The sequence below is a fragment of the Gammaproteobacteria bacterium genome, assembly GCA_029882975.1.
Classification (GTDB): Bacteria; Pseudomonadota; Gammaproteobacteria; order SZUA-152; family SZUA-152; genus JAJDNG01.
Genome location: JAOUJW010000015.1, coordinates 35,373 through 58,551, shown reverse-complemented (window position 1 = coordinate 58,551; position 23,179 = coordinate 35,373). Strand labels below are relative to the sequence as shown.

Below are 23,179 nucleotides of genomic sequence, written 5' to 3'. Positions count from 1 at the left end.
CTTGGGTTTATTTATGCTTGTATAAGGCATGCATGTAAGAAGCGGTATCAACATAAAGGCCCATTATGATATCAGTGGATTCGGTTGATTTCAGCATTACCCGAACGTCTTTTGTTTCCGGTCATATTTGCAGCATCGATTATTCCTATGCATTGCGTATCGACAAGGAAAAATATCAGGCCGGCGTTTCATTTTCCGTTTGCGTGATTTTATTTGGTGATGATTTGCTCCGCGATAAACCCCTGGGTTCACCGCCGTACGATACTCATGTTGTGGAACGGGATGCGGTGATGCCGGTGAAACGTAGTTTTGCTATGCCTTGTGAGATATTGGATGAAGCGGTCGGTGAAGACAAGATATTCATCAAAATCTGCGTGGCCGCCAGTGATGGCGAGTTTTTATACGAACGCAGTGCGACTATACACGATTGGTTTTAGTTGTCTTAAGTGAATACAAAAATGGGGGGGCGACGTCGTCGGCCTCCTATAACCATTAACAATCCGTATCACCCCAGATGCCATCCAGTTCAATATTTTGTTTGTAAAAGTCTGTTTGCGCTGCCACGGCAACACCGATGAACGCGAAGGATAATGGCAAAGCAAGTAATATTTTTTTCATGATTAGTGTTCTCCGGTTAAATGTCGCCTTTTGATTGTTTTTGAGCTGAATGAATTCAAAAGACACTATTTCATATGGCTCTGATTTTAGTTAATGCTTGTCATCCCAAGTTCACAGAATTATGAAACTACGCTTGTAGAGTATTGAAACAAGGCTGCGGGAGTTGTGGCTGTGTAGGAATATGTGTGAGTTGTTTCGCCATGTTCAAATATGAACATTTTGAAACAATAGTGATGGGTTTAAGGATTACTGCAGTCGTGTGGCCTACATTACGGCCAGTCCGGTGCCAACTGCCAATATCAATAGAAATACCCAAATTACGTAACGGAATAGAGGCATGCCGCCAATGAAATACACCAGCGCGGTTTTTACTGCGCTGTTAACAATAGTGGCGATGATAATGGCATTGGCCGCGATCTCATCAGCCAGGCCATTGCGTGCCATACGGGCCAAAGAGAGTGTGATGGCATCGACATCAGCTATTCCGGAGAAAGCGGCGAGTACATAAATCCCCGTATCACCCAGCCAGTGCTTAAAAGCCTGAGCCAGCAACATAATGATGACCAACAGTAAACCGAAGCGCAGTGCCGGGAGTAGTTCAAAGGGTTTGGATCGAGCCAGCTCTTGTGGGCTCAAGGTATCCGGCTGATGGCGCCATAACCAAAACGCACCCAAAACATTGACAGTGGTCATGGCCAGCAAAGGTGTTGCCGTTAAGGGGATCATTTCATGGTTGATAACCGCGATTTCCAATAACACCCGGGGAAACATGGTGGCAGAGGCAATGAGTATCCCCGCCGCTAAAACCCGGTGAATGTTAAGGGTGCGAGCCATATGGGAGTAATTCAAAGTAACTGCGGTGGAAGAAGCGATTCCTCCCAGAAAGCCTGTGAGCAAGAGACCGTGATGAGCGCCAAACAGTTTCATGCTGACGTAGCTGATGAAGGAGATACTGGCAATGAGTACCACCATCCACCAGATCTCATATGGGTTTAGTGCTTCCCAGGGACCAAAGCCTTTGTCCGGTAATACCGGAAGCAATACCACGGATATTAATAACAGCTTTAGGGCGGCGGTCAGTTCCAGGATTTCGATTTTTTGAATCCATTGGTGTAGCACGGGTTTTAGACTTAGTAAAACCGTGGTGGCCACAGCCGCTGCAACAGCAACATTTTTTTCTCCCAATACCGTGAGAATGCCCAGTACAAAAGTGATGAGCGCGGCGATAATCGTGGTGACACCGTAGTTGCGTTGTGAGCCCCGATCGACGGTGTGGGCTACGATAAGAATAATTGCCAGGCCTACAAAGGCAAACCCTAGAGTAATATCCGAATATTGGGAGTTGCCGGCCAGTAAGGCCCACAAACCACCCAATAATCCGATTAAACCAAATGTTCTAATGCCGGCAATGCGGCTGCCTTCGGCGGCCTCACGTTCCTGCCAGCCGCGTTCCAGCCCCACCAGCAGGCCCAGAGCCAAGGCAATCCCCAAACTAATTAGTTGATCCATATTTATAGCGTAGCAAAAGCCAGGCCAGCTATGCTTTGCTAAACTAAGGTTATGAATGAAGTTAGTCTTGATCATGCGGATTTGAACTCCGCCAATCTTTACATTAATCGCGAACTGAGTTTTATAGAATTTAACCAGCGCGTTCTTGAGCAGGCTAAGGATGATTCCGTGCCGGTATTGGAACGTCTGCGCTTTTTGAGTATTTCCAGTACCAACCTGGATGAGTTCTTCGAGGTCAGGGTGGCGGGTTTGCTGCAAATGGCGGAATTGTGTTCAATTCAGGCCGGACCAGACGAAATGTTACCCCTGGAAGTGTTGAGTGCTATCAGTACTCGTCTACACCAGTTTGTAGATGAACAATACACGGTTTTGAACGACACGATTTTTCCTCTACTTGAACAACACAATATTCGTTTTATTCGTCGTTCTGATTGGAATTCCTCACAGGAACAGTGGTTGCATCAGGTATTTCATGAACAATTGTTACCCATCATAACGCCTCTGGGTTTGGACCCGGCTCATCCATTTCCCCGAATCCTCAATAAAAGTCTTAATTTCATAATTTCCTTGCGGGGCAAGGACGCATTTGGTCGGCATCGCTCCCATGCGATTGTACAAGCGCCTCGGGCTTTGCCCCGGGTTATTCAATTACCACAAGGCGATGTGGAGTGTGGGCCGCATGATTTTGTGTTTTTATCCTCGGTGATACATGCCTTCGTTGAAGAATTGTTTCCCGGTATGAAAATCAAAGGCTGTTATCAGTTTCGAGTCACCCGCAACAGTGATTTGTTTGTTGACGAAGAGGCGGTGGATGATTTGCTCCGAGCGGTGCAAGGGGAGCTGGCGTCCCGACGTTATGGCGATGCTGTACGATTGGAAGTGGATGATCAATGTCCGGATGAGACCGTGAGTTTCCTGCTGGAGCGTTTTGGTATCACCGCCAGGGAGTTGTATTTGGTCAATGGGCCGGTGAATTTGAACCGGGTTACAGCCATAATCGATATTATTGATAACTCAGCACTCACGTATCCACCGTTCACACCCCACCTGCCGAAACCGTTAGTCGGCGGTGTGGACATGTTTACCGTGTTGGATGCGCAGGATATCTTGCTGCATCACCCTTATGAGTCCTTTGCTCCGGTGGTGGATTTGCTTAAGCACGCCGCAGTAGATGCGGATGTGTTAAGTATCAAACAAACCTTGTATCGGTCCGGTGCTGAATCGGTGTTTGTTGAGGCGTTGGTGGCTGCCGCCAGGGCCGGGAAGGAAGTGACTGTCGTGGTGGAGTTGCGAGCGCGCTTTGATGAAGAAGCCAATATTGGCCTGGCTAACCGTTTGCAGGAGGCCGGCGTGCACGTGGTGTACGGTGTTGTGGGTTACAAGACCCATGCAAAAATGTTGCACATCGTGCGGCGCCAAGGCAAGCAGTTAAAGCAATATGTGCATTTAGGAACCGGTAATTACCATTCCAGTACCGCTCGGTTGTACACGGATTACAGCCTGCTCAGTAGCAATAATAAACTGGGTAAGGATGTACACAGTGTATTTTTGCAACTCACCAGTTTGGGTAAAGTTCCCAGTATGCAAAAAATTCTACAAGCACCTTTTTCTTTGCATCAGTCCTTGCTCGACTTAATCGAACAAGAGATAAGCTTTATTGAACAGGGTTTACCCGGGCGCATTATCATTAAGGTGAACTCCTTAACTGAGCCAAGGTTGATTCGGGCGCTGTACAAGGCATCGTCTATTGGTGTGGAAGTGATATTGCTGGTGCGAGGATTGTGTTGTTTAAGGCCCGGCTTGCCGGGGGTGTCGGACAATATTCAAGTGCGTTCCGTGGTGGGGCGTTTTCTGGAACATACACGGGTATACTATTTTGAGAACAATGGTGACCCTAAGGTGTATTGTGCCAGTGCGGATTGGATGGACAGAAATATGTTTCAACGTGTGGAAGTGTGTTTCCCAATCGACACCAAACAACTAAAAGAGCGTGTTATCGGTGATCTGAATTTGTATCTGAGTGACAATTGTAATACCTGGTCACTGCAAAAGGACGGAACCTATGTTCGTGTGGAAAAGGACAAGGATGCGGTCGTGAGGAAGAAAAAGCGCAATGGCAAAGCCAAGGTTGAGGAGAAAACCGGGTTGTCGGCGCAGGCTGAGTTGATACAAGCAGTGACGCAGTACTAAAATTTTTACTTGACGCTTAAAGCGATATTCACAGTGCGCAGGTATTGCGCTTCTTGTCCCAAATCGGCCTTGGTGAGTTGGTGTTGTTTTAACCAGCCGGCGGGGAATTTTAACTGCAAGCGCGACTCGTCAGCAGTAATTTCAAATAGCGGCAATGGTTCTTCGCTTCGACTACGGTGCAGCAAGACACTGAGGCGCAGTATGATGGCCAGTTTTTGCAAACGTCCAGCCCAGTTTTTGGGTAACGTTTTAAAGTCCGGGTGGTTTATTTTACGGCGGTGACATCTCACCAGCAGTGCCAACAAACCTTGTTCCTGCTGAGTGAATCCGGCTACATCGGCATTTTCCACAATATAGGCGCCGTGTTTGTGATAATGACTGTGAGCTACTCCCAATCCCAGTTCATGCAGTTGTGCCGCCCATCGTAGCCAGTTTTTATTGGCAGCATAGGGTAGGTTCCAGGCCGGACTCAATTGGTGCAGGCACACCAGAGCGGTTTCCTGTACCCTTTCTGCCTGTGCCGGATCCACCAAAAATCGCCGTGCCAGATGATTTATGCTTTGCATGCGTACATCCTCATGCTGACTGCCTACCATATGATGCAACAAGCCCTCACGTAGGGCACCGTCGGAAACTTGGATTTTTTTCAATTCCAAAGCTTGAAAAATACCGCACAATACAGCGACGCCTCCGGCGAAAACGGGTTTGCGTTCATCGCTCAATCCTTTTAACTTGATATTATCACTGTGTCCGGCTTGAAGCAGGTGTTGTTGAATTTTTTTTAAGGCCTGTTGCGTAATACCCTCTTTAACCCAACCTTCTGCCATGGCAACACTATGGACTGCTCGCACTGTTCCCGATGTACCGATGGCCACATCCCAACCCATTTGACGATATTTGTTCATGATTGGAATCAGTTCCACCCGGGCAGCGATTTTGGCATGTTTTTGTGCCTCGGTGTTGATTAACCCATTCTGGAAAAACCGCTGGGTGAAACTGACGCAGCCCATATACAGGCTTTCCATGGTGATGGCTTCAGCGCCTTTACCAATGATTAACTCGGTGCTGCCACCTCCAATATCGATAACCAGGCGCTGTTTTTCGTTTTCTCCGGTATTGTGTGCCACACCCAAATAAATCAGACGAGCCTCTTCCATGCCGGAGATTATATCGATGGATGTCCCTAATACCTGTTCTGCCTGTGCAATAAAGTCTTTCGCATTGCGGGCACTGCGCAGTGTGTTGGTTCCAACTATGCGTACGCTATCCTGGTTCAGGTCTTTGATTCTTTGTCCGAATTTAGACAGACAATTCAGTGCCCGCTGTTGGGCTTCGACTGTAATGTTCCTGCTGTCGTCCATGCCTGCCGACAATCTGACCATTTCCCTAAGACGATCCACGATGTGCAGTTGCCCGTCCTGGTAACGGGCAACGATCATGTGAAAACTGTTAGAGCCCAGATCAATGGCCGCATAAATGTTGTTGTCATCACTCATATTAAAACTGTATCACAAACGGGGGGAGGTGGGCAGATGTATGGTTTTGTTCGGTCCGTGCGCGAGGGCGCGATGGTGACTGCCACCCGTCGGTTTCGTCCGCGAGAGTTGGTAAGGCTTACAGTAGCCATTAGCGTGTTAAAGATGGGTTGTCTGTATCGCCGGACTGCTAACCTCCACGCACACCATACGGCCAGGTTTGTTCAAAGCAAGGTTGCAGTGACTATGCTTGAAATCACTGACATCAGCAGCTAAGGTTGTGTCGCTGATAAGTCAAAGCAGAATTTCATGATGGGAGTAGAATGTCAGGTGGCAAGAAAAAACACACAAGCGGCGAAAAACCCAATGGAACCAACGCAAACCATTGGTGGTATTGAAGTGAAACTGGAGGATAAATGCGGCCTCTGCACAGCAAAGTGTTGTACCTACATTACCCACCAAATCGATACGCCACGGTCTTTGGAAGAATTTGATTATTTAATCTGGCAGGTGTCTCACCGCGATGTGAAGTTGTTTAAGGATGATGACGGTTGGTTTTTATCTGTGATCAGTCGTTGCAATCATATTCTACCTGATGGCCGTTGTGCTATTTATCACCAGCGGCCGCAAATTTGTCGTGACCACTCTAATGAGTGTTGTGAGTTTGACGGACCGGCCGAAGACGATTATGAGCTGTTTTTTGATGGTTTTGAAGCCCTGGATACCTATTGCCGTAAACGCTTTAAACAATGGGATCGGCGCTTTAAAAAATGGGGTTATGCTGAACCGGCAGCGGAAAAAATATAGTGCTTGGTGCAGTCTGTTTTAAAGATTCTTACCAAACACATGCTTGCCAACATTCAGGCGTTTGTAGCAGCGGATCATAACCATGGTTTTTTTAATCGTGGCTTCATCGATTAACGGTACGGCTAACACTACATGTAAACGGGCGACGGATTTCTCAGGTTCAGAAATTTCGAAAAAAGAATATACTTCACGGGCACGCTCTTTTTCACTTTTATCATTCAAGTATTGCGCATGGTAAGATGCGAGAGTTTGAATTTGTGCCTCCCACAGCACTTCCTCTCGCTGTAACTTGCCCAAGAACTGCACCTGTGCGCTGACGCCGGGTAAGAGGCTGCCGAATATTAAAAAGCCGGTGCTGTCTTTGACTTTTTTATTGAACTGAGCGATGGTCTTGGGTTTGATCAGCGGTTTAAGTTTTGTGCTCATGAGCATATGGTAGCCAAGGGGGGCATCATTGTTCAAGCCGCCTGAGACAAGAATTGCAACATGGCATTGGCAGCGTTGCTCAAGGTTCTGTCCTGCTGCCACACCACTCCCAACGGTCGTTTTAAAATCAGTTCAGGCGTGTCCGGTGTGATCAAGTCCTGGTCCAAGAGGGTACGGGGTAACACAGACCAACCCAGTCCGACACTCACCAACATTTTGATAGTTTCCAGAAAATTGGTATCCATGTGTGTGGTGAGCGGGAGCTGTGACGACACAAACACTGCTTCGATCAAGGCCCGTGTGGTGGTGCCGGCCAATGGCAAAATTCCCGGGTACGCGCTGATCTGTTCCAGGCTGTAGCCACCGGGTACGGATTGGGCCAAGGGGTGTGATTTGCCTACGACCAGTTGTAATTCATCGTTCCAAAGGATTTGGGCGTGGAGTTTGGCTGGAATCTGAATCGGCAGCGTGATTATGGCCAGTTCCATATTGGCATTTTCAACATGGCGGCAAGCCTGTTCTGAGTCCATGAAGTTCAGATTCAATTTTACCTGGGGATAGTGGCTGTTAAAATATCGCAGCACCGGCGGCAGTCGGTGCAAACCGATGTGATGGCTGGTGGCAAACTTCAAGGGTCCACCCACTTGCCCGGACAGATTGGAAATTTCCCGGCGACAGTCCTGGATGTCACGGACAATGTTCTCGGCTCGATGGAGCAGCAGTTGTCCTGCTTCAGTTAAGAGTAGTTGCCGTCCCAGGCGATCAAACAAACGGGTTTGTAACTGTTGTTCCAAAGCGGCAATGCGTTTACTCACTGCCGGTTGGGTCAGGAACAAACTTTGCGCCGCTTCGGAAAAAGAGCCGGAGTTAGCGACTCGTAAAAATGTTTGCAAATCATTGTAATCCATAATGGTATTGGTATTCCGCAGCTGTTTTATCTATTCCAAATAGTTATAGGAAATATAAATAATATGAATTTGTTTTATAGATCAATTCTGGTTAGGATGCAATGACAGTAATGAGTAACAACCGTTAAAAGCAGGAGTTCAAACCATGGGCGCAAAAACCCTTTACGACAAATTGTGGGACGATCATGTGGTGCGTGTACAAGAAGATGGTACCGCTTTGCTCTATATCGATCGCCAATTGGTACATGAAGTCACTTCGCCACAGGCGTTTGAAGGACTGCGGCTGACCGGACGCAATACCTGGCGCGTCAATGCCAATCTTGCCGTGCCGGATCACAATGTGCCAACTACAGAACGGGACAAGGGTATTACCGATCCGGTGTCTCGTTTGCAAGTGGAAACTCTGGATCAAAATTGTCGTGATTTCGGTATAACACAGTTTGGTATGGATGACGTACGTCAGGGCATTGTTCATGTGATTGGTCCGGAGCAGGGGGCAACGTTACCGGGGATGACCGTGGTTTGTGGGGACTCCCATACTTCCACCCATGGTGCTTTAGGTGCATTGGCTTTTGGTATTGGCACCTCAGAAGTGGAGCATGTGTTGGCCACTCAGTGCTTGATACAGAAAAAGTCCAAAAATATGCTGGTGCAAATCAACGGGAGTTTACAGCCGGGTGTGACTGCCAAGGATGTGGTCTTGGCCGTTATCGGCCAAATTGGTACGGCCGGTGGTACCGGCTACGCCATCGAGTTTGGTGGGGCCGTGATGCAGGACATGTCGGTGGAAGGGCGCATGACTGTGTGTAATATGGCCATTGAGGCTGGAGCACGCGCAGGTATGGTGGCAGTGGATGAAAAAACCATGGAGTATGTCAAAGGTCGACCTTATGCGCCCACGGTGAATATGTGGGACCAGGCTGTGGCCGCTTGGAGTCAATACCACAGTGATGCGGAGGCGCATTTTGATCGTGTGGTTGAGTTGGATGGAGCTGCCATTAAACCGCAGGTGACCTGGGGTACTTCGCCGGAAATGGTGGTAGGTGTTGATGGTCGAGTTCCCGACCCGGAACAGGAGTCCAACGCCACACGACGAGAGGGGATGCGAGCGGCTTTGGCGTACATGGGTTTGGATGCCAATATGCCCATCCGTGAAATTCGAGTGGATAAAGTGTTTATCGGATCCTGCACCAACTCGCGTATTGAAGATTTGCGTGCGGCGGCGGCCGTGGCCAAGGGTAATAAAGTGGCGGCAAATATTAAAACTGCCATGGTGGTTCCCGGGTCAGGGTTGGTGAAGCAGCAAGCCGAAGCGGAGGGGCTGCATCAGATTTTCTTGGATGCAGGCTTTGAGTGGCGCGAGCCGGGTTGTTCCATGTGTTTGGCGATGAATGCCGATCGTTTGGAGCCACAGGAACGTTGTGCATCTACATCCAATCGAAATTTTGAAGGACGCCAGGGCCAAGGTGGACGTACCCACTTGGTGAGTCCGCCAATGGCCGCAGCTGCAGCGATAGCAGGGCATTTTGTCGATGTCAACGAAATCAAGCAAGGCTGATTTCAGGATACGCAGGAGAATAAATGTGGAAAAATTTACATCATTAACGGCGTTGGTGGCGCCTTTGGATCGGGCTAATGTGGATACCGATGCCATAATTCCCAAGCAGTTTTTAAAATCCATTAAACGCAGCGGTTTTGGTCCGAATTTGTTTGATGACTGGCGTTATCTGGATAGCGGCGAGCCGGGCATGGATAATACCGGACGTCCCTTGAATCCGGATTTTGTGTTGAATCAGTCACGCTACCAGGGTGCTCAGATCTTATTGACTAGAGAGAATTTTGGATGCGGTTCCTCTCGAGAGCACGCTCCTTGGGCCTTGCTGGATTATGGGTTTCGAGTCATCATTGCGCCCAGTTTTGCGGATATTTTTTACAATAACTGTTTTAAGAACGGTATATTGCCCTTGGTGTTGGCGCCGGACATAGTGGGGCGTCTGTTTCAACAAGTGGCGAAGATGGGTTACCGTTTGACAGTGGATTTGCCGCAGCAAAGCGTGACGACTCCCGCAGGTGAAAGTTTTGCTTTTGAAGTGGATCCGTTTCGAAAACACTGCCTCTTAAACGGTCTGGATGATATCGCCCTTACCTTGGAGCACGTAGAGCAAATTCGCGCTTATGAGCAGCGTCGTTCCGCAGAGGCTCCCTGGTTGTTTCGCGATGGGTCGGGGCAGCAATAACCGTTGTTGGGCGACAGGTTTGGTTTTGAGATACTTGCGAGTACTTATGTCGTGCTGTCGAGAGTGTTGTTGAGTGCGAAGTTGAAAGTGAAGTTGATAGTACCGTTGCAAGTACTAATGTTTGGGAGTACTAAATGACTAAGAAAATATTGATTTTGCCCGGTGATGGTATTGGGCCTGAAATCGTGGCCGAGGCCGTTAAATGTTTGCAGCATCTGAGCGCACACGCCGGGCTGGATATCGAGCTGCTGCATGGCCTGGTGGGGGGGGCGGCTTACGATGCACATGGTAAACCGCTACCCGATCAAACCCTGCAGCAGGCATTAGAAGCAGATGCCATATTACTTGGGGCTGTCGGGGCGCCCCAGTATGAAGCGTTGGATATTTCCGTGCGGCCGGAAAAAGGTTTACTGGGATTGCGTTCGGAGTTGGGTCTGTTTTCCAATTTGCGCCCGGCCATTTTGTATCCACAGTTGGCCAATGCTTCCACTCTCAAGCCTGAGGTGGTCGCCGGACTGGATTTGATGATTGTCAGAGAATTGACCGGAGGCATTTATTTCGGTCAACCGCGTGGCGTGCGCACCTTGGATAACGGTGAGCGTCAAGGATTTAACACCTTGGTTTATAAGGAATCGGAAATAGAGCGTATTGCCCGCTCCGCCTTTGACATTGCTATGAAGCGGGACAAACGGGTCTGTTCTGTGGATAAAGCCAATGTGTTGGAATGTACCGAGCTATGGCGTGAAGTGGTGAGCAAAGTGGCACAGGATTATCCTGAAGTAAGTGTATCCCACATGTATGTGGACAATGCCGCCATGCAGTTGGTACGAGCGCCCAAGCAATTTGATGTCATTGTGACCACTAACATGTTTGGTGATATTTTGTCCGATGCAGCCGCTATGTTGACCGGTTCCATCGGTATGTTGCCGTCGGCTTCGCTGGACGCTGCCGGAAAAGGTATGTACGAGCCCATACACGGTTCCGCACCGGATATTGCAGGTCAGGGCGTAGCAAATCCCTTGGCCACTATTTTATCTGTCGCTATGATGTTGCGCTATTCTCTGGGAGAAGCTGAACTGGCACAGCGGGTGGAGCAGGCCGTGGTTTCGGTCTTGGAACAGGGGTTGCGTACGGCCGATATACACCAGGAGGGAGATCAGTTAGTGAATACCGCGCAGATGGGCGACGCGGTTGTAGCCGCTTTGTCTGCGGTTTAAGGAAAGCAGCAGAAAAAACTCGTATTCATATCGGTTCGTGTTTAGAATATTGTTTTTTTGCGTGAATAGATTTTTTCCAAGGTGAACAGGTAATGGCAAAAGAAGTTGATGTAGCAGTGGTGGGCGCAACCGGAGCCGTGGGTGAAGCTATGGTATCTATATTGGAACAACGCCAGTTTCCGGTGCGAAACTTATTTTTGTTGGCCAGCAGTCGCTCGGCCGGTAGCAAGGTACAGTTTCGGGGCGGATATATCACTGTGCAGGATTTGGCTGAATTTGATTTCAGTCAGGCGCAAATTGGTCTTTTTTCCGCCGGGGGGGCAATTTCTGCAGATTATGCTCCCAAAGCTGCGGCAGCCGGCTGTGTTGTAGTGGATAATACGGCGCATTTCCGTTATGAGGATGATATCCCTCTGGTGGTTCCGGAGGTGAATCCCGATGCCATTGCTGCTTATACAAACCGCAACATTATTGCCAATCCCAATTGTTCCACCATACAAATGCTGGTGGCCTTAAAGCCTATCTATGATGCGGTAGGTATAGAGCGCATCAATGTTTGTACCTATCAGGCTGTTTCCGGCACCGGTAAAGAGGCTATCGAAGAGCTGGCGGGGCAAACAGCGGCGCTACTGAATGCCAAGGAAATCAAGGCCGAAGTTTATCCAAAACAGATAGCATTCAATGTCTTACCGCATATCGATGTATTCAAGGAAAATGGCTACACCAAGGAAGAAATGAAAATGGTGTGGGAAACTCAAAAAATATTTGACGATGCCGCTATATTGGTGAACCCGACAGCTGTGCGTGTGCCTGTGTTTTTTGGCCATTCCGAGGCGGTACACATAGAAACACGTGAAAAAATATCAGCAAAAGCTGCAAGGGAATTACTGAAGAAAGCACCCGGTGTCGTTGTTCTGGATGAACACGAACCCGGAGGCTACCCAACTGCAGTTACAGAGGCAGCCGGAACTGATCCGGTGTATGTGGGTCGTATTCGGGAAGATATATCTCACCCTCGAGGCTTGAATATGTGGGTGGTTGCAGATAATGTACGCAAAGGAGCAGCCTTAAACAGTGTACAAATTGCAGAAATATTGGTAAATAAGCATTTGTAAGCTATAGTAAGTTCTAGAACTGGCCTTGTAATTGCTTAAAATTTATTGATTTTAGATCTTGGTAGCCAAAGCCCCGGCGGTCACGAGACAGACGGGATACGTGATATAAGGATTTCGTAAATCGGGAGTATGTTCAGCATGGGTAAGTGCAGGAGACTAACCCTTACATTAGCTACACTCTTATTTTTAGTGCCCACGGTGAGTTTTGCACTGGGATTGGGTCCTATTACCATGCGGTCCGCGTTGAATCAGCCTCTGTTGGCTGAAATCGATGTGCATTCGGTGCAGCCCGGCGACCTGAAGGGTTTAAGCGTTAAACTGGCCTCTGACGAGGATTTTGCCCGTATCCGAGTTGAGCCCCATCCCTTTCTGTACCAATTAAAATTTAAAGTTGCCTATCGCAAAAAGGGCGGCGCTTACATTCGCATCACCTCAACTCAACCGGTAACGGAGCCCTATCTGGATTTTCTGATTGAAGCAAAATGGCCTCGTGGCCGTGCTTTAAAAGAATACACCGTATTGGTTGATCCGCCCGTACTGGCGGAAGACAAGGCACCACCGGTCAGTCAAGCGGCAGTACGCGAACCCGTTGAGACTTTTACTCCTGCGCCGGTCCAATCTGAACCTCGACAAACGCGTCCCAGTCCGGCGTCAACACGGGCTGAAACCCAAACCGAACGTCCCAAGCGAGTACGGCCCAAGCCTGAACCGGTTAAGCCCAAGCCTGAACCGGCAATTGACGATGACGTCAAACCGACAGCACCGAAAAACATTTTCAAACCCGCTCCGCAACCGGAAGTGACTGCGGCTGCACCGGGCTCTTTGAATTACGGTGTAGTCAAACGTAAAGATACCTTGTGGCAAATTGCAGAGGACTTAAAAGAAAGTTCCGGTAGTGGTGCCAGTGTCCATCAGCTGATGATGGCCTTACTTAAGTCGAATCCCGACGCCTTTATTGATGGCAACATTAACTTGGTGAAGGCAGGCTTTGTACTGCGAATTGATGATCCTGCCATGTTGGAAGAAATCTCCCAGGCAGAAGCGGTACGTACTTTCAGAAAACAAATGACCGCATGGCGGGCTCGCAGTAAAGGTCGCCTGGTTAAACAAGTGGCCGGCGCCGGCTCCGGTTCTACCGGTAGTCAGGTGGCACCGATTCAGCGGCAGCCCAAGGACAAACCTGCGTCAGCGGCGAAAACCGCAAAAGAGCAAGCGAAGTTGCAACTGGTGCAACCTGGCAAAGATAGTCAAGGTTCAGGTTCCGGTAAGGACGACGCCAAAGTGAAGCAGCTGCGCCAGGACCTATTACTGGCTACCGAGCAATTGGACGCCACCACGGCCGAAGGTGGAGAACTGGATAAGCAGTCCAAAGAGCTAAAGGAGCAACTGGATAATATTCAGCGTTTGATTATGCTCAAGGACGAAGAACTGCAAGCGCTGCAGGGCCAATTAGCTCAAAAACAAGCAGAACAACCGGCAGAAGCCGTCAAGAAACCGGAAGCCGGCAAACCACCGGTTGCCGCTACCGCGCAAGCTCAAACGGAAGACGAATATGCGTTCGACCTGAGTGCATTGGGGCTGAGTTCCGATATGCTGCTGGTGGGCGGCGTCGTGATCCTGCTGCTCCTGGTTTGGTTGTACATGCGGCGTCGCAAAATGCACGATGGGTTTGAAGAAAGCATCTTGAATGTGGGCGGTAACGAATTTGATGCTTCCGGTTTTCCGGCTTCGGGTTTGAGTAGTGGTCAAGCAGAAAGTGCTCTGGTAAGTGATTTCTCCATGAGTGATATGGGGGGCATCCAATCGGATTCCGCCGATGTGGATCCCATATCTGAAGCAGATGTTTATTTGGCTTATGGGCGCCATCAACAAGCAGAGGATATCCTGAAGCAGGCTCTGGAGACGAATCCAGAGCGGCAAGATCTACACTCCAAACTCTTGGAAGTCTATCATGCAGCCAGCAACAAAGACGGGTTTGCGGCACATGCTGAGCAATTCCATCAGTTAATTGGTGGCGACGAGTCTAATGAATACTGGAGCCGAATTGTGGGCTACGGCGCCGAGATTTGTCCTGAACATCCCCTGTTTGGTGGCACGATGATGCCTTCTGACGGCCTGGATATGGACATGGGAATGGACATGGATATGGGGCTCGGTGCGGATGACACCGTTGGAGTTACCACTGACGAGAACGATTTACTCGATTTCGAGTTTAATGAAGACATGTTGGATGACTTGGGCGGCGGCGGCGCAACTGCGGCAGCGGCACCCGCAGAAGACAATTCTTTGGATTTTGATGTGGATGCACTGGATTTTGGTTTGGAAGACAGCTCACCCGCACCAACATCTGCCCCAGCCGTGGAAGCCAAATCCAGCGAAGATGACTATTCCCTGGATTTTGATATGGGGGATTCCGGCTCCGGTTATAATGAGGCAGTGGAAGAACTCAATGAGCCCACCGAGCTGAATTTGTCCATGGATGACTTTTCCTCCGATGCGCAGGGAGACAGTGGTTTGTCTCTGGCGATGGATATGGAAGAAAGTGATCTCTTGGAAGACACTGAAAGCGATACCATCCATGGCGAACCGCTCTCAGACGATTTGGATATGAGTTTGGATCTATCCGATACCTCAGATTTAGGTCTGGATTCTGATGATTTGTCCGATTTCGAGGATGCTTTTTCCAGTGACGAAGATCTGGGTGATGACATTTTTGGGGATGTGGATGAAATCGGAACCAAGCTTGACTTGGCCAAGGCCTATGTGGACATGGGTGATAGCGATGGTGCTCGCAGTATTCTTGATGAGGTGCTGGAGGAAGGGGACGATTCGCAAAAACAACAGGCAGAACAGCTACTACAGCAAATGGGGTAACTCCGCCTTTCCAGGCACCTGGTGGGACCTTAATACCACCCTCAAAAGACAGATTCATTATGCTGCATCCCGTTATCAGGGTTGTTTCGTTTTTCATATTTACAGCGTTTGCCGCCTACGGTCAGTTGGTCCAGTTAGTTGCTCAAGCGGGGTTGTTGCTGCTGTTTTTTCTGTTTGAACCACAATTAATTGTCCGCAGCCGTATAATCATTGTGCGTATGCGTTGGTTGTTTTTGTCCATTTTCATCGTTTATTTAGGTTTTACGCCCGGGTTACCTCTAATTCCGGCCTGGGATTGGTCTCCGTCTGTATTGGGGACGCAATTGGCTATTATGCGCGTGGCTGCGCTCATTTTAATCGTAATGGCCTTGCAGATTCTGCTGCACGGTTTGTCACGTCAAGACTTGGTAGGGGCCGTGCTATGGTTGTTGTATCCAATCAGAAAGCTGGTCGACCACGAGAAACTGGCGGTTCGAATCGGCTTGACTCTGGAGTTAGTGGAACAAGTCGCTTTATTGAATCGTTTGGCGCTTAAATCGCAAGATATCCCTTCAAATGCCGGTTTATGGCAACGAATCAATAATATCAGTGATAACATCGCCACCCTGTTTCAAACAGTCCTGGATAAAGCCATGGCTATGCCCGGACAAACGCTGGAGACACCTGACAGGAACTCTCCACCTCCGGTTCAGTGGATTTTCCCGCTGTTACTGTTGGCCGGTTTTATCCTGTTAGACTGGGAGCAGTGGATGTTGAATTTCGGTGTCGTTTAAATCTTAAAGATTGTTCCAGGTTTGAAACCAAAGGTTTGTTCCAGGGAAAGTTCTCGAATTAGTTGGTCTACCGCCTCCTGGCCGTGGAATTTTTGAATTTCAGCCAATATTAGGCGACTGGCGTTGCGGTTATATCCGCCGCCAAAATTAATTTGTACGGTTAACAGTTCTCGGGCTTTTTCTAGTGTCATGGTCAGTGAATGATGTTTTTCGCGTTGTGAGTGATAAATTTCTTTAAGGAAATAGCGGCCGGTGACAAGCGCTTACCCTTACGGTGTACAATATACCAATTACGCAGTATGGGGAAAGACTCAACTTCTAAAACTGCAAGGCGTTTCAACTCCAGTTCCATATCCAGGGTATGAATGGATACCACGCCTAAACCCAGGCCGGCTTGTACCGCCTGTTTGATTGCTTCATTGCTGCTCATGCTCATGGATGTTGTCATTTCTTTACCCCGATCACTGAAAAACCGCTCAATAGCGGTGCGAGTGCCAGAGCCTTGTTCGCGCACAATAAATGTGTGCTGTAAGAAATCATCCATAGGAATATTACGCCGACCCACCATGGGGTGATCGGGCGGGGCAATGGCAACCAATGGGTTTTCCATAAAAAACTCTGATTCCAAATCCATGTGCCGTGGTGGCTGTCCCATGATGACCATATCCGTATCATTATTTTCCAAGTGTTGCAGCAGGCCTTCCCGATTGGTCACATCCAGGCTGAAATTGATGCCACCGTAGCGTTCTTTAAAAGCGGCAAGAATTTGCGGGGCAAAGTAATTGGCCGTGCTGGCCACAGCAATGGTCAAGGTTCCGTGTTTGATACCCTTAATGTCCTCAATTACCGTCTCCGCTTCACTTATTAATTGTTGAATGGAGCGGGCGTAGTTATACATTTCTTTCCCTGCTTGGGTTAAAAATATCTTTTTACCGATTTGCTCAAACAGTGGAATACCCACGCTTTCTTCTATCTGTTTGATTTGCATGGAAACCGCCGGTTGGGTGAGATGTAACTCGTCGGCTGCTTTGGTATAGCTCAAGTTTCTGGCAACTGCCTCTAAAACGGTTAGTTGACGCAGTGTCACGTGCATAGGAATTTACCCGGAAAGTATTTCAAACACCATTATTCAATATTCCTGCGCCAGAAGCAAAACATAGCCCAAATGGGCTAAAAGGCGAAAAGTTTGTATCAAAATCGATTTTTTTGCCTATTTTGTGGTCTTAACTGTGGAATAATCAGCACTCTCAACATTTTCGCGTTAGCAAGAAAAATACGAAGGATAACGATTGTACACAGGAATTCCCCGCCCAGACTGGAGGCAAGCGATACAGCATTGGCGGCTGGTGGGAAGTTTGTCCGTACTGTTGCATGCATCGATGTTTGTGCCGGGTTTATTTCAACCGCGTGCGGAAAAATTACCGGCTTTGCACGTGCAGATCATTGCCCAGGTGCAGCCTAAGCCGGTGACACAGACGAAGCCAAAGCAAAAACCAAAACAAAAACCAAAGCAAAAAACAAAACAAAAACCAAAGCAAAAACCAAAGCAAAAAACAAAGCCCAAAAAGAAACCGCTGCAGCAAACCAAACAAATACCAATACCCACCCCGGAGCCTCTGCCTGAGCCTCACCTAGAGCCGGAGTCTCAGATAGACAAGCTTGAGCCTGAGCCTGAAATTACCACAGCGCCTTTACCGGTACGTCATGAACCCGCGCCGTTACATCGCTTAACCCGTATTCCCAGCTTAGATATTGTTGAGCCCGTATACCCGGAAATGGAACGATCCCTGGGGCGGGAATTGAATGTGGAAGTCACTTTTATTGTCACGCCAAACGGTCGTGCCGAGGATATTCAAATTATCCGCAGCGGAGGTTCTTTGTTTGACAATGCGGTGATTGCAGCATTGCAGGAAACCAGTTTTACACCGGGCTATATCGAAGATGAACCGGTGGCGGTGTCGGTCACACGTATTATTGAATTTCGCTTGAAATAGAGGGATACTGTCAGGCCGCTTATATAAGGTGTTAAGTTGCAATGGAAGGGAATATGGTGGAAAGTGAAAATTACAGGCCGGCCAAGAGTAGGCTGTGTGTATTAGCGGTATTTTGCTTTTTTTACTCGACCTGCACCCAGGTACGGGCTGAGGAAGCCATGGGGCGCATGGGCAGTGATACAAAAGGTAAGATTATTGAACTCCCTCAACCGGTCTACACTGAGCATCACGATAAATCCCAAACAGAGCATTCTGCCTCAACGAATGGTAATGGTTCGACCGAATTAACGGGTCAATGGCGAGTTTTTGGAAGAGTCCTGGAGAAAGGAACCCGCCGACCGCTGGCTAACGCCACCGTTTATGTGGTGGAACAAGACACGGTGTTTTCGACGACTAAAGCGGACGGTAGTTATGAGTTGCGATTGAGTTCGTCCCAGGAATACCACATTGGTGCGGTGGTGTTGGGTTTTGATAAACCCAAACCGCATAAATTAGCACTATTACCGGGCCGTTCGCAGCAACAGCTTGATTTATATGTATTGCCCACAGTACAGATGCCGGTTGTGCAAGTCTGGGAGAATCGCAATGAGGACAAAGTAGGTAAAACTGTGATATCCGGAAAGGAATTGGAACAAGTCGCAGGGTCAGGAGGGGATCCTTTAAAGGCTGTTCAGTCTTTACCAGGAGCCACCAGTCATCATGACGGTAGTGGTGCTCCGGCCATGCGCGGTTCTCGCCCCGGCGATAACCTATATTATGTAGACGGTATCCCTTTATCCTATATATTTCATATGGGTGGCTTTGTCAGTGTTTTTCCTGCCGGCCTGGTCAGCGATTTTAATATATTTGCATCATCGTTCGGTCCGGCCTATGGAGACGCCACCGGTGCCGTGTTTGACGTGGCGCTGCGCAACCCGCGCCAGGATCGCTTGAGCGCGAATGTAAACTTGAGTTTGGTGAGTTCGGATTTTTTAGTGGAAACCCCGCTTACGGAGAAGCAGTCCGTACTGTTTTCCGCTCGAAGAAGTTATTGGGATATTCTCTTGGGTAAACAGACAGGGGATGACGGGGTTAGTTTTCAGTTTCCATCGTATTACGACTATCTGGGTAAATATACCTGGGATGTCACCGAGCGGGATCGTATTAAAATATATATGAACGGTGCCAGTGATGGGATTGAATTTACGGTACCGGATTCGGCGGATTCGGCTAAGAAAGAACCGGTGTTGGCGGGCCAATCGGAAATTGATGTGGCCTATGATAACCAGTCATTGATTTGGGAGTCACAGCTATCCGGTACAATGAAATATAAACTGATGAGTGGTCATCGTAAGACCCGGCAACGAAGTCGTATTGGTGCCGCGTATGATGTTACCACGTACAATGAGCGTTACTATATTCAAGAAAGTCTGGATTATCAGGTTTCGCAACAGCACAAATTGCAACTGGGCCTGGACTACTCCAAATCCACTTTCAAAATCAAGGCCGATGGCGTCAATCCCTTGTGTACTGAATTCAATTTGGACAACTGTACGCTGAGCACGGCGGAACGGGTTTCATTGGATACGAGTTTTGATGTCCGCAGCTGGGATGGTTTTATCAAGGACCGTTGGAATCTGGTCCCCGATTTAGTGTTGCTTATGGGGTTGCGTCACAGTTCGGAAGACTATTTACGCAACTCGTTTACCGAACCCAAACTCGGCTTGGAGTGGGGCATAGGTAAAGACTCATTGTTTACTCTGGGGTGGGGTAAATACCATCAGATGCCGGAAGGGCGATACATTTTACGAGGTGTGGGTAATCCGCAACTGGACAGTATAGAAGCTGAACACAGTCTTATCGGCTTTAGTCACAAATTGGATAGGTTGTGGGAAATAAAGTCGGAGTTGTACTACAAAACCTTTAGCAATTTTGTCGTGGCGGATCCGGTTACGCGTTACGCCAACGGAGCCGGCGGTAAATCCTACGGATTAGAGTTATTTATAAAACGTAACTCCGAAGCGCCTCTGAATGGCTGGTTGTCCTTAACGCTGTCGCGGTCTGAGCGCACCATCGATAGCACTGGTGACCGTTTCCCCTTTGATTACGATCAACCGGTCATTGCAACCTGGGTGGCCAATTATCGAGCCTCTGCCAATTGGCATTTTGGCTTGAAATGGCGCTATCACACCGGTGCGCGTTATACCCCCATTGTTGACAGCCAGGAAGTCAACACATCGGCGGGTACTATCTACGTTCCGGAGTATGGAGACATTAATTCCGAACGATTGCCGCCGTACCACCGCTTGGATGTCCGCGCGGATCGGGATTTTGTATTTAACCGATGGAAATTCAACACCTATTTTGAAGTGGTTAATCTGTATAATCGATGCAATGTGGCCGGTTACAGCTATAACCCGGATTACAAAAGCAAGGAGGAAAGTTGCCAACTGCCGTTTCTACCGTATTTTGGTTTAGAAGCGCAGTTTTAGATTCCGACTCGATCGCTGAACTTCCTAATTGATACCGCTAACCCAAGCTACATTCCTGGGGTGGGCGAAATTATTTGGGAATAAGAGTTGTGCCCACTCGGGCTTACTCTATAACGTCATAAAAAACCGGAGTTACGGACTCATACATATCCATTAACTTATCCGGTATGGGGCTTCCCGGGCGGCACGGTCCCAATAGGGCAAATAACTCTTGCATGTGAACGTCCAAGGCCTCCTGACTTTCCCATTGTTCATACAACACGAAATTGAACGGATCTTCCCGGTTTTGATTAAAACGATAAAATAAGCAGCCTTTCTTGCCGGCCTTTTGGGAGAGCATTCTAATAAGCTCAATATAGTCGTCCAATTTGTCCTGCTTGATGGTTGCATGAATCATGATGGTCAGCATGTCTCTTCCTTTTGGATTCGATATCAGCTTTCTAAAAGGGAAACCTGAGTCTCTGCGGAGAACTTGTCTATGATAAACAGCAGTTCACAATATTCGCTTTGTTCGTCAACCGGTGTGGGGTCATCCGAGCAACAGCTTCCGGCGATGATGCCGGTATAGAAAATTCCCGTTTTTACTTGAATGGAATGTTCTAGTTCTGCTGAGGCCAGAATCACCACATTTATCGCGGATTCGCTGACCTGGCTGCAGTAACTAAGTCCTTGCTGCAGTGGTAGCGCGGCGGAGTTCAGTTCTTGGACTTCCTGCCTAAACGTTTGATCAAAACCTGATGAACCCCAGGATGTTAATGATTTATGCAATTGCATTTCGGTCCGTTTTCGTCGTTTGATGCCGATATTGTTCCATAAAGACTAAATTATCGCCACCAAATATTGAATTCAAAAAATTGAGATTTTTCGATCATTAACGCCTGCCCGAGCACTTTCCTGGAGTCAGGTCCAGTGTGTAGGGTTTTAGGTTTTGATATGGACTGGCTTATGAGAAACGGGGTACTCCTGTTTACGTCCGGAAGAACAGATCGGGTTGAGTAATCGGACTCTCGGAGTAATTAGAGTCTATGAATTGCGTTGTTAGCGTTATCAAATATACTAAGGGGAGGGAAAATTTATTGAAGTTATACCATTTAGACTTATGTAGTAAACATGGTGATACTATCTTTTAAACTCCCTTTTTTTATTACTTTCATATGGATGTGGAAGCCGGACAATAATGAACGGATGGCGGCGACGGCATGGGCCGTTGGCGCTTTTTTAATAAAGTTTGCCACATTGGGGATCACTGCATCGTTGCCTTTTTACGGTGTCTGGGCATTTGTTGTGGCGTAGGGTGTATATATTGCGGCTTCCTATACAAGGTATACGCTATGGTTTTGGCCGGTAAGCTTTGTTGGAATCGTTGTTATTCTGATATTTAGTTAGTTTTTCAATTGCAAAGGAAATTATATGGGGTGGCCCGATGATGAGGATGGTGATGTTTTTAGAAGACTGGAATTAAATAAATTTGATTTTTCCAGAGAATATGAAATCGATTTTAATGTTGAATTTGAAACTTGGCCGCCGCAAATGGAGGCGTTGGGGGTGTTAAGGGATCGCTACGGAAATATTCGGGTCATTGAACCCGGTGACGACTACAACGGCTATGTTCAGTTGTCTATTGTAAAAAAACTGAATTATCCCTTGGTTATTGAGATACAGGATATTGTTTCCAGACTTATGGCACCTTATGGCGGGGTATGCGATTCATGGGGGGTAATGCAAGACTGAATTATTAATCCAAATGAGTAGCGCGGGCACAAACTTCATGCCCACGCAACTGGTTACATTACCGTCTAAGCCGCAATGGGGATTTAGCGTGAGCTTAGCGACGGTAAAAACATAGGAACATCTTTTTTGTATTGCTCGTATTCAGGCAAAACCTTTTTCAGGTCGTTTTCTTCTAAGCGAACACCAATAAAGATGTAGGCGGTGCACATGATTGCAAAAACCAGGTGGGCAATCGTCATGGTGGGGGTGGCCCACATGCCAATCATCATTCCTACATAGAGTGGGTGACGCATATGCCGATATAAAAAAGGCGTTTTAAATTTAACCTGAGTATACGGCTGGTTGCGAAAATTCAACCATACCTGTCTTAAACCGAACAAATCAAAGTGGTTTATTTGAATGGTAGCCGCAAACAGTATCGCCCAGCCCATCGTGAAGGCAGCATAAATTGCTGTGACCGCAACGGGGTGGGTAACATGCCAGATAGCTCCGCCCAGGGGTTCCCAGAAATAAACGATTGCCGCCAGCAGCACGGTGGAGGCCAGCACGTAAGTACTGCGTTCCATTGGCTCCGGGACTATCTTAGTCCATAAGCGTTTAAAACCTGGGCGTGCCATAATGCTGTGTTGCAGAGCAAATGCACCAAGTAGTCCCAAGTCAACCAGCAAAGCATGAATAGTATCTGTTTGTGCAACCGTATCTAAAGAAGGTGTTACCCACAGGTTGCCGATAAACAAAATGGCATAAGTAAATACCAGCAAAAAGGCAAGGTAGGCAAAAACTCCATATAATAAAGTCAGGGATTTTTTCAGTGGTTTCATATTGGTTCTCCTG

22 protein-coding genes are annotated in these 23,179 nt (G+C 48.1%); 12 read left to right on the top strand and 10 right to left on the bottom strand.

Annotated elements, in window-relative coordinates:
* The first annotated feature begins 65 nt into the window (after window positions 1-65).
* The gene (locus tag OEY58_12455) at window positions 66-437 is read left to right on the top strand and encodes a hypothetical protein (protein MDH5326265.1); all 372 of its coding nucleotides are present in this window, start codon (window positions 66-68) and stop codon (window positions 435-437) included.
* A 55-nt stretch (window positions 438-492) separates the two neighbouring features.
* Here OEY58_12455 and OEY58_12450 read toward each other — a convergent pair whose 3' ends face one another.
* Window positions 493-618 carry a hypothetical protein gene (locus OEY58_12450; protein ID MDH5326264.1) on the bottom strand — a complete coding sequence of 42 codons (126 nt, stop codon included), beginning with the start codon at window positions 616-618 and terminating at the stop codon, window positions 493-495.
* A gap of 264 nt (window positions 619-882) precedes the next feature.
* Window positions 883-2,127, bottom strand: a complete 1,245-nt coding sequence (locus OEY58_12445; protein ID MDH5326263.1) for a DUF4010 domain-containing protein — start codon at window positions 2,125-2,127, stop codon at window positions 883-885.
* 51 nt (window positions 2,128-2,178) lie between these two features.
* On the opposite strand from OEY58_12445, the gene ppk1 reads away from it, so the two are divergent.
* Window positions 2,179-4,317, top strand: a complete 2,139-nt coding sequence (ppk1, locus tag OEY58_12440) for a polyphosphate kinase 1 (GenBank protein MDH5326262.1) — start codon at window positions 2,179-2,181, stop codon at window positions 4,315-4,317.
* 5 nt (window positions 4,318-4,322) lie between these two features.
* On the opposite strand, the gene ppx is transcribed toward ppk1, so the two are convergent.
* Entirely contained in the window at window positions 4,323-5,813 is a 1,491-nt protein-coding gene (ppx, locus tag OEY58_12435; GenBank protein ID MDH5326261.1) for an exopolyphosphatase, read from the bottom strand.
* 288 nt (window positions 5,814-6,101) lie between these two features.
* Here ppx and OEY58_12430 point away from each other — a divergent pair, with 288 nt between their 5' ends.
* The gene (locus OEY58_12430) at window positions 6,102-6,599 is read left to right on the top strand and encodes a YkgJ family cysteine cluster protein (GenBank protein MDH5326260.1); all 498 of its coding nucleotides are present in this window, start codon (window positions 6,102-6,104) and stop codon (window positions 6,597-6,599) included.
* Between the two features lie 18 nt (window positions 6,600-6,617).
* On the opposite strand, the gene OEY58_12425 is transcribed toward OEY58_12430, so the two are convergent.
* Window positions 6,618-7,025 carry a hypothetical protein gene (locus OEY58_12425; protein MDH5326259.1) on the bottom strand — a complete coding sequence of 136 codons (408 nt, stop codon included), beginning with the start codon at window positions 7,023-7,025 and terminating at the stop codon, window positions 6,618-6,620.
* A gap of 32 nt (window positions 7,026-7,057) precedes the next feature.
* A complete protein-coding gene (locus OEY58_12420) occupies window positions 7,058-7,933 on the bottom strand; it encodes a LysR family transcriptional regulator (GenBank protein ID MDH5326258.1) in 876 nt (291 codons plus the stop codon).
* A gap of 145 nt (window positions 7,934-8,078) precedes the next feature.
* On the opposite strand from OEY58_12420, the gene leuC reads away from it, so the two are divergent.
* The 6 genes from leuC (at window position 8,079) to OEY58_12390 (ending at window position 16,149) form a co-directional block, all read left to right on the top strand.
* Window positions 8,079-9,491 carry a 3-isopropylmalate dehydratase large subunit gene (gene leuC / locus OEY58_12415; protein ID MDH5326257.1) on the top strand — a complete coding sequence of 471 codons (1,413 nt, stop codon included), beginning with the start codon at window positions 8,079-8,081 and terminating at the stop codon, window positions 9,489-9,491.
* A gap of 25 nt (window positions 9,492-9,516) precedes the next feature.
* Window positions 9,517-10,170: a 3-isopropylmalate dehydratase small subunit gene (leuD, locus tag OEY58_12410; protein ID MDH5326256.1), complete on the top strand. Its 654-nt coding sequence runs from the start codon at window positions 9,517-9,519 to the stop codon at window positions 10,168-10,170.
* Between the two features lie 134 nt (window positions 10,171-10,304).
* Window positions 10,305-11,387, top strand: coding sequence for a 3-isopropylmalate dehydrogenase (gene leuB, locus OEY58_12405; protein MDH5326255.1), 1,083 nt, complete (start codon window positions 10,305-10,307; stop codon window positions 11,385-11,387).
* A 92-nt stretch (window positions 11,388-11,479) separates the two neighbouring features.
* Window positions 11,480-12,502 (top strand): aspartate-semialdehyde dehydrogenase, encoded by a 1,023-nt coding sequence (locus OEY58_12400; protein MDH5326254.1) that lies wholly within the window; start codon window positions 11,480-11,482, stop codon window positions 12,500-12,502.
* A gap of 138 nt (window positions 12,503-12,640) precedes the next feature.
* Complete coding sequence (locus tag OEY58_12395) at window positions 12,641-15,376, top strand: hypothetical protein (protein MDH5326253.1); 2,736 nt, start codon at window positions 12,641-12,643, stop codon at window positions 15,374-15,376.
* A 59-nt stretch (window positions 15,377-15,435) separates the two neighbouring features.
* Complete coding sequence (locus tag OEY58_12390) at window positions 15,436-16,149, top strand: hypothetical protein (protein MDH5326252.1); 714 nt, start codon at window positions 15,436-15,438, stop codon at window positions 16,147-16,149.
* Here OEY58_12390 and OEY58_12385 read toward each other — a convergent pair.
* Window positions 16,146-16,340, bottom strand: a complete 195-nt coding sequence (locus OEY58_12385) for a hypothetical protein (GenBank protein MDH5326251.1) — start codon at window positions 16,338-16,340, stop codon at window positions 16,146-16,148. The genes OEY58_12390 and OEY58_12385 overlap by 4 nt on opposite strands.
* Window positions 16,341-16,342: 2 nt before the next feature.
* Complete coding sequence (locus OEY58_12380; protein ID MDH5326250.1) at window positions 16,343-17,242, bottom strand: LysR family transcriptional regulator; 900 nt, start codon at window positions 17,240-17,242, stop codon at window positions 16,343-16,345.
* 262 nt (window positions 17,243-17,504) lie between these two features.
* On the opposite strand from OEY58_12380, the gene OEY58_12375 reads away from it, so the two are divergent.
* Entirely contained in the window at window positions 17,505-18,143 is a 639-nt protein-coding gene (locus OEY58_12375) for a TonB family protein (protein MDH5326249.1), read from the top strand.
* Between the two features lie 53 nt (window positions 18,144-18,196).
* Window positions 18,197-20,614: a TonB-dependent receptor gene (locus tag OEY58_12370; protein ID MDH5326248.1), complete on the top strand. Its 2,418-nt coding sequence runs from the start codon at window positions 18,197-18,199 to the stop codon at window positions 20,612-20,614.
* Window positions 20,615-20,717: 103 nt separating this feature from the next.
* Here the strand turns inward: OEY58_12370 and OEY58_12365 are convergent, their stop codons facing one another.
* Both OEY58_12365 and OEY58_12360 read right to left on the bottom strand, forming a co-directional pair.
* Window positions 20,718-21,023: an antibiotic biosynthesis monooxygenase gene (locus OEY58_12365; protein MDH5326247.1), complete on the bottom strand. Its 306-nt coding sequence runs from the start codon at window positions 21,021-21,023 to the stop codon at window positions 20,718-20,720.
* 23 nt (window positions 21,024-21,046) lie between these two features.
* Window positions 21,047-21,388 carry a hypothetical protein gene (locus OEY58_12360; protein ID MDH5326246.1) on the bottom strand — a complete coding sequence of 114 codons (342 nt, stop codon included), beginning with the start codon at window positions 21,386-21,388 and terminating at the stop codon, window positions 21,047-21,049.
* 636 nt (window positions 21,389-22,024) lie between these two features.
* Between OEY58_12360 and OEY58_12355 the strand changes: the two genes are divergently transcribed.
* Window positions 22,025-22,345, top strand: coding sequence for a ribonuclease E inhibitor RraB (locus OEY58_12355; protein MDH5326245.1), 321 nt, complete (start codon window positions 22,025-22,027; stop codon window positions 22,343-22,345).
* Window positions 22,346-22,428: 83 nt separating this feature from the next.
* Here OEY58_12355 and OEY58_12350 read toward each other — a convergent pair whose 3' ends face one another.
* On the bottom strand, window positions 22,429-23,166 hold the full coding sequence (locus OEY58_12350) for a DUF1295 domain-containing protein (GenBank protein MDH5326244.1): 738 nt from the start codon (window positions 23,164-23,166) through the stop codon (window positions 22,429-22,431).
* Between the last annotated feature and the right edge of the window lie 13 nt (window positions 23,167-23,179).